11 protein-coding genes are annotated in these 15,017 nt (G+C 60.0%); 7 read left to right on the top strand and 4 right to left on the bottom strand.

Features of this window, described 5'->3' with window-relative positions; all coding sequences use genetic code 11:
- Positions 1 to 224 precede the first annotated feature (224 nt).
- A complete protein-coding gene (locus ACSQ3J_RS04115; RefSeq protein WP_436038684.1) occupies positions 225 to 1,751 on the bottom strand; it encodes a hypothetical protein in 1,527 nt (508 codons plus the stop codon).
- 500 nt (positions 1,752 to 2,251) lie between these two features.
- Here ACSQ3J_RS04115 and ACSQ3J_RS04110 point away from each other — a divergent pair, with 500 nt between their 5' ends.
- The gene (locus ACSQ3J_RS04110) at positions 2,252 to 2,806 is read left to right on the top strand and encodes an NUDIX domain-containing protein (RefSeq protein ID WP_060504690.1); all 555 of its coding nucleotides are present in this window, start codon (positions 2,252 to 2,254) and stop codon (positions 2,804 to 2,806) included.
- Between the two features lie 399 nt (positions 2,807 to 3,205).
- A complete protein-coding gene (locus ACSQ3J_RS04105; protein WP_060504691.1) occupies positions 3,206 to 3,841 on the top strand; it encodes a DUF1062 domain-containing protein in 636 nt (211 codons plus the stop codon).
- A gap of 102 nt (positions 3,842 to 3,943) precedes the next feature.
- Here the strand turns inward: ACSQ3J_RS04105 and ACSQ3J_RS04100 are convergent, their stop codons facing one another.
- The gene (locus tag ACSQ3J_RS04100; RefSeq protein WP_164491955.1) at positions 3,944 to 4,099 is read right to left on the bottom strand and encodes a hypothetical protein; all 156 of its coding nucleotides are present in this window, start codon (positions 4,097 to 4,099) and stop codon (positions 3,944 to 3,946) included.
- Between the two features lie 249 nt (positions 4,100 to 4,348).
- On the opposite strand from ACSQ3J_RS04100, the gene bcsA reads away from it, so the two are divergent.
- Genes bcsA through bcsN form a run of 4 tightly spaced genes read left to right on the top strand, consistent with a single transcriptional unit; the run spans position 4,349 to position 12,018 of the window.
- Entirely contained in the window at positions 4,349 to 6,613 is a 2,265-nt protein-coding gene (gene bcsA, locus ACSQ3J_RS04095) for a UDP-forming cellulose synthase catalytic subunit (protein ID WP_060504692.1), read from the top strand.
- Entirely contained in the window at positions 6,606 to 8,972 is a 2,367-nt protein-coding gene (locus ACSQ3J_RS04090; RefSeq protein ID WP_060504693.1) for a cellulose biosynthesis cyclic di-GMP-binding regulatory protein BcsB, read from the top strand. The genes bcsA and ACSQ3J_RS04090 overlap by 8 nt, the downstream gene beginning before the upstream one ends.
- On the top strand, positions 8,969 to 11,059 hold the full coding sequence (locus ACSQ3J_RS04085; protein ID WP_060504694.1) for a bacterial transcriptional activator domain-containing protein: 2,091 nt from the start codon (positions 8,969 to 8,971) through the stop codon (positions 11,057 to 11,059). The genes ACSQ3J_RS04090 and ACSQ3J_RS04085 overlap by 4 nt, the downstream gene beginning before the upstream one ends.
- Positions 11,056 to 12,018, top strand: coding sequence for a cellulose biosynthesis protein BcsN (gene bcsN, locus ACSQ3J_RS04080; RefSeq protein ID WP_060504695.1), 963 nt, complete (start codon positions 11,056 to 11,058; stop codon positions 12,016 to 12,018). Before ACSQ3J_RS04085 ends, bcsN begins: the two co-directional genes overlap by 4 nt.
- A 6-nt stretch (positions 12,019 to 12,024) precedes the next feature.
- Here the strand turns inward: bcsN and ACSQ3J_RS04075 are convergent, their stop codons facing one another.
- Both ACSQ3J_RS04075 and ACSQ3J_RS04070 read right to left on the bottom strand, forming a co-directional pair.
- Positions 12,025 to 12,906, bottom strand: a complete 882-nt coding sequence (locus ACSQ3J_RS04075; protein ID WP_060504696.1) for a LysR family transcriptional regulator — start codon at positions 12,904 to 12,906, stop codon at positions 12,025 to 12,027.
- A gap of 10 nt (positions 12,907 to 12,916) precedes the next feature.
- The gene (locus tag ACSQ3J_RS04070; protein ID WP_060504697.1) at positions 12,917 to 13,234 is read right to left on the bottom strand and encodes a putative quinol monooxygenase; all 318 of its coding nucleotides are present in this window, start codon (positions 13,232 to 13,234) and stop codon (positions 12,917 to 12,919) included.
- A gap of 123 nt (positions 13,235 to 13,357) precedes the next feature.
- Here ACSQ3J_RS04070 and ACSQ3J_RS04065 point away from each other — a divergent pair, with 123 nt between their 5' ends.
- Positions 13,358 to 14,854, top strand: coding sequence for a CoA-acylating methylmalonate-semialdehyde dehydrogenase (locus ACSQ3J_RS04065; RefSeq protein WP_060504698.1), 1,497 nt, complete (start codon positions 13,358 to 13,360; stop codon positions 14,852 to 14,854).
- Positions 14,855 to 15,017 lie beyond the last annotated feature (163 nt).

The following is a 15,017-nucleotide window of genomic DNA, read 5'->3' as shown; positions in this document are numbered from 1 at the left end:
ACCGACGTCACGCGGTGCGGCAGTTGGGGTCGTTTCCGTTACTCGGACAGGTCTCTGACGTTATGTGATCGGCACGCGCGGCTAGCGGAGCCACTGCGGCCAGGGGACGGATTGATGTCGGACCCATTCTCGGACGGCGCGGCATTGAAAGATCTGTCTTCCGAGAGGAAGTGAACTCAGTTTGAGGTCGGCCTGGGCCCTGCCTCACAGTGACACCCCGCATGTCAGGCCGCAGCCTGCAGGTCGACCGCCTTGGACGTCTGTGTGGCTTCCCACGCATCGAGAACAGCATCCGTCCAGACCGTCATGGCATTTTTCTTCAGCTTGAGGAAAGCGCCGCCGCCGTAGGCGAGCTTAGTGATCTTTGCCATCCGGGTGGCCAGCCATTCCTCACGCTGGGCCTCGGAGAGGGCATCTTCGCCGAGGCTGTCGGACAGCTTCACTTCGTGCGCAAGAACAGCAGATGCGCCGCCGGGAATGCCAGCGTCGTCCATGACACTGGTGATCGAGCGGCGGAGGTCATGCGGCGTCCAATGGACGATGCCGGCTTCGGCGAGCAGATCGTGGCTTTCGGCTTTGCCCTTCATGAGTGGATCACGCCCCTGCAGACGGACAATGAGCTGACGGACAGCGGTTCGGGAGACATGAATGTCCGTATCCTCGGAGCCACGCTCGGACGGAAATGCCCACTTGGATTCGAAACCTTCGTCGGCGGAGGCCTCGATCAATGGGAGCATGTGATCCACGGCTCTCTTCGGGATCGGCAGGACGTGGGTTTTCTTCCCCTTCATCGCTTCCTCATCCCAGGCGGCGAGATAGAAGTCTGGGTCACGGGGGTCCCGATAGAAGTCAACCCTCAAAAGCGCGAGCCCAGCGCTGGTACGCTGCGATGTCAGGATCAGCCACCACGCGGCCGCGAACACGTTCGCCCGGACGCCGCGCTTGCCGTCGCGACGGCCGGGCAGGGGGTGGTGGAGGTAGTGCTGGATAAGCTGCAGCGTCCCGACGATATCGGATAGCGACGGCGTCCTCGTCCTCGGGTTGATCTTGGAATCGGTCTTGAGAAGCTCCCACCACATGTCCCGGTGATCGAGACCGCTGTCGCCGGACTTGTATTCGCAGCAGTAGTTCAGGATCGACCGGATGTTGGAGACGCACTTCTTTGCGGCCGAGATACCCGCCGCTGCCTCGATCTTGTCGCGCACCTTTTCGACCTCGCCGCGCTTCATTGTGGCGACCGGCTCGCCGATGAGATCCTTTATTTCGTCGCGGCGTAGGGTGCGGCGAATCTCGTCGACCGATGCCTTCCGAAGCGGCGAGGACGATGTAGCCTTCGTGCGGGCATCGATCATGGCATCGGCGCATTCCTGAAGGGTCCACGTCTTGACGACGGGGCGCATCGCTTCAAGCGCCTTCTTGTTGTCACGGCCGTTGTGTCGCGCCGTCAGGAAAGGTTCGAGCTGGTCGACGTCTTCGTCTAGGATCGCCTTCACAACCGGCACGAGATCGCGCGCAGCGGTCGCGGTCTTCAGAGGCCGATTGTCCTCGGGGTACACCCAACCGATGGTCTTTGACCAGCTCTTGTACTTGACGACCCAGGATGCCCGGTTCTTTTGCACGACGAGCCGCAGCCCCTGTGCCCGATCGTCGCTGTAGATGTGAAATCCTCCCTCGGGCGCCACCCCCGACGCGGCCATCGCGGTCGCTTCTTTCACATGCTTTTCGCCAATCACCACCCGCACCGTTGCCATAACGTCTCCATACCGTCGCAATCAGCCATACCGTCACCATACCGTCCACACTTTGTGGACAAGACAAGCGAGGACTGATGTTTTCAATTTCAGACCCTGCTCAAGAACTCGAGCTAATTGTTGACAACAGCAAGGAAATTCAGAAGCTTAGGAAAATGATGGCTTGGAAAATCTGAGCTTGTCAACCCGTTTGGCGAACGTCTGAGATGGGCTCGAAGTGTGACCTCAATCTTGTGGCACCTGAGGTCGGAGGTTCGAGACCCCCCAACCGTACCATTCTTTCCACAGTCAAATATCCGACGACACTGCGGTTTTGCTGATCTTGGCTGAACGCATTGAAATTCCCTTCACGTTTGACATTGCGTCTCCCTGCTGTCTGCAAGTCATGCTTTCCCGGCTATTTGGTGATCTTGGGCAGTCTTCCCTATCGTAAGCTATCAATAAATGGCCTACTGGGGACCGGAAGTGATTCACTACCGAGGTGACCAATCGGGGAACAGATGACTGACGATGCTCTCGAAATCACAACGCTAAGCACCAAGATTGTTTATCAGAACCGCTGGATGAAAGTTCGCGAGGATAGAGTCGAGCGCCGTGACGGTTCGCAGGGCATCTACGGGGTTGTCGAGAAGAACGACTTTTCTCTCATCGTCCCCATCGATGCGGCTGGGATTGTCTATCTGGTCGAACAATTTCGCTATCCGGTCGGAAAGCGCTTTTGGGAGTTGCCGCAGGGCTCCTGGGAGGAGCACGAGGATGTCGATCCCCTGGAGTTGGCCCATGGTGAACTGCGAGAAGAAACCGGTCTTGCCGCCGATGAAATGACATATGTCGGCCAGCTCTTCGAAGCGTATGGCTATTCGACTCAGAGGTGCCATATTTTCCTCGCGCGCGGTCTGCGCCCGCTTTCAACGAACTTGGATCCGGAAGAACAAGGGCTGATCAGCCGCGGCTTTGCAATTGAAGAGGTCATTGACATGATCGTTCGTGGTGAACTCAAGGATGCTGCCACAGTGGCGGCGTTTGGGCTTCTGCACCTCAAAGGGCTGCTTTAACGCGGCCATTCGTTGACCGCCGTCGATCTGTGATCAGCGCAAAGTTGCATAAACGCCGCACTGCCATGTTTTCTATTTCCGAATAGGCCGCAGGCCTCCACGCCGCGCAAATCATTTGCTAACCTGACGACCAAGAGCGTTGGCGCACAGAGGTTGCAGTTTGCCTAAGTAATACCGGTCTCAATCCAGTTTCACCCCGTACTGCGCGATGGCGATGCCGTCGGCGTACAGATGTGTTCATCGGGTGGTGGCGAGAGACCGGTCTGGCATTGTTTCAATGTGCCGTGTGCAGCTCTGCGCTCTCAGCTCTTCAGCCGCCCCAAACATCGCCACGCCGCGCCCGCAAAGGGTTTCTCCTGCACCATCTTGGTGGACTTCCGAACGGAAGACCAAGACGATATGTGCAATCTACTTCGGGTCCGATGGACCATTACACCGCAAACGGCGCCCCAACCCTGGATCGCCTGCAGCGGATGCGGAATGCAAAGGCCATTCCAGAGCAGCGGCAAAATCCGCCTCAACGCCAACGGCCGCAGGCTTGATGCCTGGCTGATTTATAGATGCCTGGCCTGCGAAAAGACCTGGAACCGGCCGATCTTCGAACGGCGGGGCGTCGGCGATATCGATCCTAAGGTCCTTGAAGCATTACAGTCCAACGATGCGGATTGGATCCGGGCCGAAACGTTCAACATCGAGGCGCTGCGGCGCAAGTCGCAACGCATCGAGGAGTTTCCCGGCTTCGAAATCGGCAAGGAACTTCTGGAGGAACCCTCCGGTTGGACGGTGCTCGACATCGAACTGAACGTGCCGTTTCCGGTCAGCCTGCGGCTTGACCGCCTGCTGGCCGGAGAGTTGCCGGTATCGCGCTCGCGGTTGCAGGCGCTTCACGACGGTGACGTGCTTCGGGCCGGACCGGGCGGTGCCGATGCATTGCGCCGGCGGATCAGGAATGGCACCCGTATCACGATCGATCTCGCCGCCGAGGGGAACCGGGAGCAGGTGTGGAGGCCTGTTGCAGCGGGTGGTGCTGCATAGGCTCCAAACGACAGCACAAGGGCCTGGATTGCTGGGCCTTTGTGGTTTTGTGCAAAGGTGAGGGGGATTTACCGCCTGGTCTGCATTCTTGATCGGGCAATGTCAGCAGTGTCCCACCTGTTGCGGCGGTTCCGGATTTTCGTCCGGATTGGGCAAGGGGTCCTCGTCCGGCAGCCGGTCGGGCTCCGGCTCCCTGACGGGTGGCGGCTGCTCAATGGGGGGAATAGGGCCTGGAATGGGATCGGCGGGAAGCGTCATCTCTGTCTCCTGTTTTCAGAAATATCAACGCGATGACGGCCCGCATGTTCCTTCCGGCTGCCAAAAGCCGCCCCTCCTCATATCTTGGCGCGCCGCGTAAACCTTGTGTTTACCTAGTCCTGTACCGTTTCCATCCACCACGCCTCAAATTAGGATTCTGTTGACCCTTCGCCGCTTAGGTTCCGGCTGTTCGATGTAGAACCGGCACGCATGATGCGCCGCTGAAGATGACGATGGGGTTGGTGGCACATGACGTGCGGAAAATATCTGGCACTTCCGGCCGGGGCAGTCGGCTTGTCTCTTATTCTGCTGCCGATGAGCCTGCAGGCGCAGCTTATGCTCAGCTTCGCAGTTCTGGGCATCATGTTCATCGGGATGACGCGTCCCGACAACAGCGCGTTTCGTGTGGTCACCCTCGTCTTCGCCGGCATCATTGCTTTGCGCTACGGTTTCTGGCGCACAACCGAGACGCTGCCTGACATCACCGAGCCGCTGAATTTCATCCCCGGCTTCCTGCTCTATCTCGCCGAGATGTATTGCCTGGCAATGCTGGCGATCAGCTTTTTCATGGTCATCGATCCGATCAAGCGCAAGACGCCGGACATGGGCGCTACCCCCGATCTGCCGACGGTCGATGTGTTCATCCCGAGCTATAATGAAGATGCCGAACTTCTGGCGGTGACGCTGGCCGCCGCCAAGTCGATGGCGTATCCGAAGGACAAGCTGAACATCTATCTGCTCGATGACGGCGGCACGGATGCCAAGCGCAACCACAAGAACCCGCATGTCTCGGTCGCCGCCATTCGCCGTCATGAACAGCTGAAGGCGCTCTGCGCCGCCATGGGCGTGCACTACCATGCTCGCAAGCAGAACGATCACGCCAAGGCCGGTAATCTCAATGAAGGCCTGAAGGTTTCTAACGGTGAACTGGTCGTGGTGTTCGATGCCGACCACGCGCCGGTGCGCGACTTCCTGCGTGAGACGGTCGGCTTCTTCAAGGAAGATGAAAAGCTCTTCCTCGTCCAGACCCCGCATTATTTCCTCAATCCAGACCCGCTGGAAAAGAACCTCCAGACCTTTGCCCGTATGCCGTCGGAAAACGAGATGTTCTACTCGATCCTGCAGCGCGGGCTCGACAAGTGGAACGCCTCGTTCTTCTGCGGTTCAGCGGCCGTGCTGCGCCGCAAGGCGCTGGAGACCACCGATGGTTTCTCCGGCCAGTCGATCACCGAGGATTGCGAAACGGCGCTGTCGCTGCATTGCCAGGGCTGGCACTCGGTCTATGTCGACAAACCGCTGATCGCCGGGCTGCAGCCGGAGACGTTCGTCTCGTTCATCGGCCAGCGTGCCCGCTGGTGCCAGGGCATGCTGCAGATCCTCATCCTCAAGCGGCCTTTCCTCGCCAAGGGCCTCTCGATCCCGCAGCGCATCTGCTATGCCGGCATCAACATGTTCTGGTTGTTCCCGCTGTCGCGGCTGGCCTTCATGTTCTCGCCGCTGCTCTACATCTTCTTCTCTCTCGAGATCTATAAGGCCAACATCCTCGAGTTCGCCTCCTATGCGGTCACCTATCTGATCAGCTCGTTTGCGATGCAGAGCTATCTCTATGGCCGTGTCCGCTGGCCGTGGATTTCTGAGCTTTACGAATATGTCCAGGCCGTCTTCCTGTTTGGCAGTATCGTCAGCGTCGTGCGCAATCCGCGCAAGCCGACGTTCAATGTGACAGCCAAGGGCCAGACTCTGGACAAGAGCAAGCTGTCGCCGTTGGCAACGCCGTATTTTGCCATCTTCTTCCTGCTGCTCGCTGCAGCCCTTTATTCCGGATATCGCGTCCTGACCGAGCCGGTCGCCAGCGAGCTACTGTTGATCGTTGCGATGTGGAACCTGATCAATCTCGGTCTCGCCGGTGCGGCCCTCGGGGCGATTGCGGAACGCCGTGAACTGCGCCGCAACCAGCGCCTGCCGGTCAAGCGCCACGCCCTGATGCATGTCGATGATATCATCCACCATGTCATCATCCAGGATGCTTCAAGCGGCGGCGTGTCGATCGAATTTGTCGACAAGGAACCGAAGCTGGACCTCGTCACTCCAACGATGGCCAAGGTCGAAGTCCGCCGTGGTGGCCAGACGATCAACTTCAACGTCGTCTATCGCTCGCGGCGCATGCTCGACCAGACGGCGATCTGCGGCTTTGCCTATTCCGAAAGGACGCCGGAAACGGTGATGGCGATTGCCGAGCTGATGTATTCCGACCAGTCCGTGCTGCAGGATCGCCTGGAGCGCCGCCAGACGCGGAAAAACTTCTTCTGGGGCACCAGCCGCTTTGCGCTCTGGAGCTTGACGGAATCGCTCCGTGCCATCCGTTACAGCGCTGGCCTGATCCGCGAGAGCGTCGTCCAGTCCTTCGACGATGCGCCGATGGTGTTGAACGACAACAAGATCGTTCCGGTGCCTTTGCCTGTCAAAACAGCCGACCATGCCCCGGTTCTCAAGGGAGAGCAGCTCTATGGCTAAGCCTTTTCGCACCCGGACAGTCGGCCTGTCGCTCGCCCTCATCATGGCCCAGACGCTGCCGCTTTCCGCCCAGAGCCTGCTGGATGCAGCCCCGTCTGCGGCCCGCATCCTGCCTGGAGACAGCGAGAGCATCCTGTCGACCCGGCCGGTTCCGGCGGAAGCCGCGGCTGCCAAGGTCAGCGGTCTGGTTCCGTTCGAACAGGCGCTGCCGGCCTATCACCTCTCCGGCGAAGATGCCGTCGCACGGCTGAGCTTCAATCTCGCCGCCGATCAGGCCGCAAGCGGCGGGCAGCTGACACTGTCTTACCGAAATGCTGTCTCGGTTTTGCCCGATACGTCCGTGATGGATGTGGAGGTCAACGGCAAATCGGCCGGGACATTCAAGATCGCCTCGCCGAATGGCTTTAAACAAGAAGCGCTGGCGATCGGCGCGGACTTTCTAAGACCCGGCCGCAATCAGGTGGTTCTGCGGGCGCGCCAGTTCCATCGGGTCGATTGCTCGCTGGAGGCTACCTATGAGCTGTGGAGCGAGTTTGATCCTTCTGCAAGCGGTTTTGCCGCAACCCGGCAGCATGGGTTTCAGTCGTTCGCTGATCTCCTCACCGTCGCGCGCACCGAAGCCAATGTCACTGACATCCGGCTGATCCTGCCGCAGGCGGCGACTGCCGAAATGCTGAATGATGCGGCTCCCGTTCTACAGACGCTGGCGCTATTCATGAATCGGGACGATCTCGCGGTCACGGTCGGCGAAAAGCCTGGCACCGGCCCTGGCGTCGATCTCTATGTGTCTTCGGACAAGACGCGGGCGCAGGCGCGTGGTGCCGATGGACAGGCGGCACCCTATGGCCTTTCCGTCCGCGACGCAGGACCAGAGGGCCGTGCAATGGTCAGCCTGCGAGGCGCCACCCGCGCCGATATGAGCAGCCAGCTGCTTCAAGCCATCCAGGGGCCACTGAAGGAAAGCCTCGATAGCGGCATTTTTTCACGCCAGTCGGGGACGATTATTGCCGACGCATCAACGAGCTTTACACTGGCCGACACCGGATATGAGACCCGCGTCTTTTCCGGTCGCCTGTCGCGCACCGGTTTCAACATGGTCATGCCGGCGGATTTCTACCCGGCCGACTATGCAACGATCGGCTTGAAGCTCAGCGCCGCCACGTCACCGGGCCTGAAGCGTACGGCGCAGTTTCTGGTGCGGGTCAATGACCGCGTCGTAACCAGCTATCCTTTCCGCAATACCGCTGGAGAACAGTTTGACGGCAAGCTGATCGAACTGCCGCTGCGGGCGTTCCGTCCGGGCAATAACAAGGTCGAGCTTCTGGCCGAATTGCCTGTCGATGCCGACGAGACCTGCGCGCCCGAGGCCCGCGACGATACCGCGCCGCGGTTCATTCTCCTGAAGGAGACGAAGATCGAAATCCCGGCGCTCGCCCGGATCGGCCGTCTTCCGGATATCGGCGGTCTCGCCGGTACCGCCTATCCCTATGCCGATGGCAGACCGTTCGACATATTCATCGAACGCCCGGATGCCCAGTCCACAAGTGCCGCCCTGACCATGTTGTCCCGCCTGGCGCTTGCCGCCCGCAATCCGCTGAATGCCGATATTCGCTTGAGCGGCGCCGCTCCATCCGGAGAGCGCAATGCGCTGGTGATCACCACGCAGAATGCCTTTGCCGAGCTGGGCAATGCCGGTAAGAGCGCTTTTCCTGTGAATGCCTTCCAGCCGATGACCGTATCCACCGCAGACGTCGATCCCATCAGAACAGCGACCATCGGCAATATGTTCGAAGCCGGCCCGGAGCAAAACAATGACGACGATTCGACCGCATTGCTGGATGCGTTCCGCAAATCGACCACGAGGCCGCAGGACGAATTGTCCGTAACATCGAAGATGCAGGACTGGTTTTCAGGTGCGGGCACACGTTTTGGCAAATGGCTGAATTACCAGGATGGGTCTGGTTCCACCGCCAAGCTCCGGCCGGGACACTCGCTTCTGACCTTGACGCAAACTCCGTCACCCTCCGGCGATGCAGTCTGGACTGTGGTCCATGCGGCATCGCCCGCCGATATCGCGCTTGGCGTTCGTCGGCTCGTCGAGCCTGCCGTCTGGCAGGGACTGAATGGTGGGTCTGCCGAGATCGAAACTGCCAGCCTCGCCGTTAATACGGTGCCGGCCGGAGCGCATTTCATCGCCGGGATGACCGACCAGAGCCCCAGCAACCTGCGCCGCCTGGCGGCCGCCTGGTTCTCGGACAATTTCCAATTCTACGTTGTGCTTATCGTCGGGTTGATGGGCGTCTTCGCCGTGTGGCTCGGGTTTGCCATTCCGCGCAAGGGTGTGAGGTCGGATCAATGATCGTCATGAAGAAACACTGGCTCGCCCTTCTGGCCGCTTCCAACCTGCTTGTGCCGGCAACGGCTTTTTCCGAGGATTCGGCAAAGCTTCTAACGCAGGCGGCCGGCTCCTTCCGCATCATCGATCAGGCGATGACCTCGGCGATCGCGGGACAGGCTGACCCTGCGGTAGTGAACAATGCAGAATCCGCCAAGACACTGCCGGCCGCGAACAAGCCCGATGATGTCGAAATGGCAGCGCTCTATTATTATGCCGGGCAGAAGCAGGATGATCGCGTTGCCGCCGAGGCTGCGCGCCTGCGGCTGAAATTCCCGCAATTCGAAATGCCGCAGGACCTGTACCTGCCGCAATCGGCGCGTGGTATCGATGAGACCTTGCTCTGGCAACTCTATGATCGAAGCGATTTCACAGGCATCGACGCCGAAATCATCCGCCGCAAGAGCGAGACGCCGGACTGGCAGCCGACAGCCGATTTCGCCGAGAAGCTGGCGCGCCGCAAACAGCGGGTGTTGATGACGGAGGCGGCGAAGGACAACGACTGGACGGATGTCATCCAGGCTGGCGGCAGTATCGATCCCGCGACCGAAACAGAGGTCGACCTGCTTTGGACTCTGATCGATGCCTATGCGCAGACAGGCATGAAACAACCGCTCGCAGACATCTATCGCGGCATCCTGCTGCGTGACGGTGACAAGCGTCTGCCCGACGCGGTGCTGGTGACAACACTGCAGAAGGCCATCCGCGATTTTCCGGCCGCTGAAGTCCAGGCCGTGATGCAAAAGCTTGCGGTGACGCCCGCGATGCAGGCGGGCCTGCAGCCGGTGTCCTTCGATCTGATGCGCAAGACGGTGGCCGATTTCAATGCCGATGAAAAGCAGACGGTGCCGCTGTCGGACGATCAGCTCGCCCCGCTCAAGGCAACAAATCCTCCGAAGGTCGAGGATATGGCTTTGCTCGGCTGGTATTACCTGAAGGTCAAGCAGCCGGCCGTCAGTGCGCAGTGGTTCGGCAAGGCGCTGGCAGTCCAGGCGGATGCATCGAATGCGAAGGGACTGTATCTCAGCCTCGCCGCACAGAACCTCGAGGAGGAAGCCTATAAGGTGGCGGCCACCTACCTGCAGGACCTGTCCGGCGATCCGGAATTCCTGATGAACGCGCTGTCGCTGCGCTTTGCCAAGCCCGATATGGCCGTCATCGACGAAAGGATCGTTGCGTCCTATTCGACGACGATCCTGCAGACGTTGAATGCCGACCACGCCGAAATTCTCGCCTGGTATGCCTATAATTCCAAGCAGTACGAAGCGTCTTCCGCCTGGTTCCAGAAGGCCGTCGACTGGAAAGTGGCGCCCGCACGCGTCAAGGGGTTGGCACTGTCCTACCTGCGGCTATCGCAAAAGCCGGAATTTGCCGCGCTGCAGGAAAGATATGGCCAAACCTATCCTGACATCTGGGATGAAATCCGCACCGCATCGCCGCCGAAGGGGAGGGCGGCTGCATCGGTCGTCAAGCCGCGCGGGATAATCCAGGCCAACTATTTCCGCAATTTTCAGGCCAAGCGTTATGCCGCCTGCATCAACGATCTCACTGATTTGCGCAGCCGGGGACAACTGTCTGCGGACGCGGCGCAGATCGGTGGCTGGTGCTATCTCGGCCTTGGCCGTCTTGCCGAGGCGCGCGCCGCCTTTGCGGATGGTCTGAGCGCCGGGGGACAGGTGCGCGCCGATGCTGCCTATGGGACGGCATTGACCCTGTTGCGCGGACGGCTGACGGATGACGCCGAAGCGATCATCCGGGCCTATCCGCTCAGCGCCGAACGGGACCGGGAAATCCGGGCGGAAATCTATTTCCAGCGCGCCCGGGCAAGTTTCGATCGCAAGCAGTACCAAAAGACGCTCGACGCGCTGAATGCGCGGGCAAGCCTGGTCGCGGAGCCTGCCGATCTCAGCCAGCTGCGTGGCTGGGCCTACTATCATCTCGGGAACAAGCAGATCGCCAAGCAGGTGTTCCAGCGCCTTAACGATCACCTCTCGGATGCAGGCGTGAGACGCGGTCTTGTTGCCACAAGTTGGACGGATACACGCCGATGAAAAAAATTTTCTCCGCAATCGCTCTGGCCTTGATGCTTGCCTCTTGCACGTCGGTGGTCGACGATCCTTTCCTGCGTACAGGTGCTGTCGAAGGCAACTGGCCGTCGCTGGCCACCACGGTTTCTCCCGAATATGCAGCCGCCACTCTTCCCGGGCTCCCAGCGACGACGGTAAGGCAGACGGGAGCCAAGGGAAAAATCGAACAGACGATCGTTTATGCCAACGCAACGGACCTTGCCGGCGAGAACATGCTGAGCATCACGATCGATCCGTCCGCAAAGATCACCCGCAGCAACGGCGCACCATCACGCTCGCAGGTTCAGGCGGAAATGCGAAGCGCGTTGTCCGGCGTTAAGATGCAGATCAGCCCTGTGATTGCCGATAACGCCTATGGCGTCTTCGGTTACGCGACCGGTTCCATCGGCAAGAGCGGTAGCTGCGTTTACGCATGGCAGTTTGCAAAGAACATCCGGCCCTATGATGGCGGGCAGTTCGCCACGGCAGGTGGCGCAGCGCAGATCCGGTTGCGCTATTGCAGTCCGTCGATTGCAGCCGACCGGATCGTCGCGCTGATGCAGGGATTGCGGCTCCATCCGGCCTCGTCGCAAAACGCTCAGGCTCTGGGATATGCAGTGGGGCCGGGCGCTTTTGCGCCGGTGCCTTTCGTGGAACAGGAAGCCCGGCCCATTGCGGCGGAGACCGCCATTGCGGCACCTGTACGCCGGGTGAAGCGGCCAGCAGTTCTTGAAAATCCATCGGTGGAAACGACGGCGGCCGAACCAGCAGGGAAGGTTGAAAAAACGATCACCAACGCCGTCAAGGTGCCGATGCCGGGAGAGGCGGCCGTGATGGCTGCGGCAGAGCCTGTGCCGGTTGTTGTGCAGCCGGAAGTGTCCAAGGTGGCGGCGAAGCCATCCTTCGTGCCGCTTCCGGAAGCTGTTGCCTCCGTGGCGCAATAGATCGTCTCAAATGAAAATGCCGTGCTCCTCCGTCACCAGTTCCTGAAGGAAATCGACGACGGTGCGGACGCGAACGAGCTCGCGGGCGCTTTCGTGATAGGTGGTCCAATAGCCCCGCCGTATCGTGGTCTCCGGCAGGATGCGGATCAGCTCGGGATATTGGCGGGCGATGTAATTATGCAGGATGCCGATCCCAGCGCTTGAGCGCACGGCTTCGGTCTGGCCCGTGGCGCTGGAGATTTCGAACGAGGCATCCCAGCTGCGCATGATCTCGCCAGTGAAATTCAGCGATGCCGTAAAGATCAGATCTTCCACATAGCCGATGCGGCGATGGTTCTTCAGATCATCGACCGTGTCGGGAGCACCATAGGACGACAGGTAGTCCTGTGAGGCGTAGAGCCCGAGTGTGTAATCGGTGAGCTTCGACGAAATCAGCCGTCCCTGTTCCGGCCGCTCAAGGGTGATGGCGATATCAGCCTCGCGCTGCGACAGCGAAAAGGAGCGGGGGATCGGGACCAGTTGGATGCGCAACTCCGGAAACCGGGCAGTCAGCTTGCCAAGCCGCGGGGCCAGGAACGAGACTCCAAATCCGTCCGGCGCACCGACACGCACGGTCCCCGCAACGGCAGTGTCGATGCGGCCGATCTGCGCCTGTGCCGCCAGCATCTCGGTTTCCATCCGCTCTGCCGCATGCAGGAAGATCTCACCCTCGGCCGTCAGATCGCAACCATTGGTGCGGCGGATCAAAAGCCGGGTCTTCAGGGATTCTTCCAGCGCCGTGACGCGCCGGCTCAAGGTGGCATGGTTGACCCCCAGCCGCTTGGAGGCCGACAGGATCTGGCCGCTACGGGCAACCGCCAGAAACATGCGGACATCATCCCAGTTCATCGAGCAATCCTCATTTGGCCGAAAGCACGATGGGATCGACATCGACAAGGTTGAGCGACAGCACCATGCCAGCCGTCAGCGTCTTGTATTTGAGGAAATGCGGCGTCTGGATATGCGCTTCGTAAGCCTGCCTATTGGCATAGACTTCGAGGATACGAACCTTCTCAGGCGCGCCTTTCACCGAGACGGCATGCAGCATCAGCACGCCCGGTTCCTTCTCCACGGATGCTTCGATCTCTTCGGCCAGAAGGGCGAGATAAGCCTCAAGCTGGGCAGGATCGATCTCCAGCTCCGCCATTCTCACGATCTTTTCAGAACCGGTTTTCATCAAAGAGCCTCCACAGATACCAGTGGCATCAATTTTTGCACAACGGTTCCTGAATATCCCGCGTTGATTTGTGCATATTGTAGTGCGACACTCCGGCCATAATCAAGATCAGGAGGATCACCCATGTACGAGATTGGTCATTTCATTGGCGGCAAGAAGGTTGCCGGCACCAGCGGCCGCACCAGCAATGTCTTTAATCCGGCAACCGGCGAAGTTCAGGCCACGGTGGCACTGGCCAGCGACGCGGAAATGGACGCAGCGGTTCAGAATGCCAAGGCTGCACAGCCGAAGTGGGCTGCCACCAACCCGCAGCGCCGTGCCCGCGTCTTCATGAAGTTCGTCCAGCTCCTCAACGACAACATGGATGAACTGGCCGAAATGCTGTCGCGCGAGCATGGCAAGACCATCGAGGATGCCAAGGGCGACGTCATCCGCGGCCTCGAAGTCTGTGAGTTCGTCATCGGCATTCCGCACCTCTCCAAGAGCGAATTCACCGAAGGCGCTGGCCCGAACATCGACATGTATTCGATCCGCCAGGCTGTCGGCGTCGGCGCAGGTATCACGCCGTTCAACTTCCCGGCCATGATCCCGATGTGGATGTTTGCTCCTGCCATCGCCTGCGGCAACGCCTTCATCCTGAAGCCTTCCGAGCGCGATCCGTCTGTTCCGATCCGCCTTGCCGAACTGATGATCGAGGCAGGCCTGCCGGCCGGCATCCTCAACGTCGTCAACGGTGACAAGGGCGCGGTTGATGCGATCCTGACGCATCCGGATATCTCGGCCGTCTCCTTCGTCGGCTCGACGCCGATCGCCCGCTATGTCTATGGCACGGCTGCAACGAACGGCAAGCGCGCCCAGTGCTTCGGCGGCGCCAAGAACCACATGATCATCATGCCGGATGCCGATCTTGACCAGGCCGCCAACGCCCTGATGGGCGCCGGTTACGGTTCGGCCGGCGAGCGCTGCATGGCGATCTCGGTTGCCGTTCCGGTCGGCAAGGAAACCGCCGATCGCCTGATCGCAAAGCTGACCCCGATGGTCGAAAGCCTGCGCATTGGCCCGTACACTGACGAAAAGGCCGATATGGGTCCGGTCGTCACCAAGGAAGCCAAGGAACGCATTCTCGGCCTGATCAACAAGGGTGTCGAAGAAGGCGCAAACCTCGTCGTCGATGGCCGCGATTTCAAGCTGCAGGGTTATGAAAACGGTAATTTCATCGGCGGTTGCCTGTTCGACAACGTCACCCCGGACATGGACATCTACAAGCAGGAGATCTTCGGACCGGTTCTCTCCGTGGTTCGTGCCAAGAATTACGAGGAAGCCCTCGATCTGCCGATGAAGCATGAATATGGCAACGGCGTCGCGATCTACACCCGCGATGGTGATGCGGCCCGCGATTTCGCTTCGCGTATCAACATCGGCATGGTCGGCGTCAACGTGCCGATCCCGGTTCCGCTGGCCTATCATTCCTTTGGCGGCTGGAAGTCCTCGTCCTTCGGCGACCTGAACCAGCACGGCACGGACTCGATCAGGTTCTGGACCAAGACCAAGACGATCACCTCGCGCTGGCCGTCCGGTATCAAGGATGGTGCCGAGTTCTCCATCCCGACGATGAAATAATTGGTATCCTCGGATACTCCTCGATTGGGCCTCCTCACGGAGGCCCTTTTTGTTGTGGCCTGCCGGTGCGGTTGACCTGCGGGGGTGACAGTTTAAGACTTGGCCCGAGCGGCCGAATATCGGGGGATTGCCGGCCGTTCTTGAATTGCATCTGATGATACGC

Source organism: Rhizobium sp. LjRoot98 (assembly GCF_964252935.1).
In the GTDB taxonomy this organism is placed as follows: domain Bacteria; phylum Pseudomonadota; class Alphaproteobacteria; order Rhizobiales; family Rhizobiaceae; genus Pararhizobium.
The sequence above is the reverse complement of the archived record's forward strand: the minus strand, read 5'-3'. Positions and strand labels throughout refer to the sequence as shown.

Bases quoted from the DNA above. Each gene is read 5' to 3' on its own strand.
- ACSQ3J_RS04065 (WP_060504698.1), top strand. From the start codon at position 13,358: ATGTACGAGATTGGTCATTTCATTGGCGGCAAGAAGGTTGCCGGCACC.
- ACSQ3J_RS04105 (WP_060504691.1), top strand. From the start codon at position 3,206: ATGTGCAATCTACTTCGGGTCCGATGGACCATTACACCGCAAACGGCG.
- ACSQ3J_RS04090 (WP_060504693.1), top strand. From the start codon at position 6,606: ATGGCTAAGCCTTTTCGCACCCGGACAGTCGGCCTGTCGCTCGCCCTC.
- bcsN (WP_060504695.1), top strand. From the start codon at position 11,056: ATGAAAAAAATTTTCTCCGCAATCGCTCTGGCCTTGATGCTTGCCTCT.
- ACSQ3J_RS04100 (WP_164491955.1), bottom strand. From the start codon at position 4,099: ATGACGCTTCCCGCCGATCCCATTCCAGGCCCTATTCCCCCCATTGAG.
- ACSQ3J_RS04075 (WP_060504696.1), bottom strand. From the start codon at position 12,906: ATGAACTGGGATGATGTCCGCATGTTTCTGGCGGTTGCCCGTAGCGGC.
- ACSQ3J_RS04110 (WP_060504690.1), top strand. From the start codon at position 2,252: ATGACTGACGATGCTCTCGAAATCACAACGCTAAGCACCAAGATTGTT.
- ACSQ3J_RS04070 (WP_060504697.1), bottom strand. From the start codon at position 13,234: ATGAAAACCGGTTCTGAAAAGATCGTGAGAATGGCGGAGCTGGAGATC.
- ACSQ3J_RS04115 (WP_436038684.1), bottom strand. From the start codon at position 1,751: ATGGCAACGGTGCGGGTGGTGATTGGCGAAAAGCATGTGAAAGAAGCG.
- ACSQ3J_RS04085 (WP_060504694.1), top strand. From the start codon at position 8,969: ATGATCGTCATGAAGAAACACTGGCTCGCCCTTCTGGCCGCTTCCAAC.
- bcsA (WP_060504692.1), top strand. From the start codon at position 4,349: ATGACGTGCGGAAAATATCTGGCACTTCCGGCCGGGGCAGTCGGCTTG.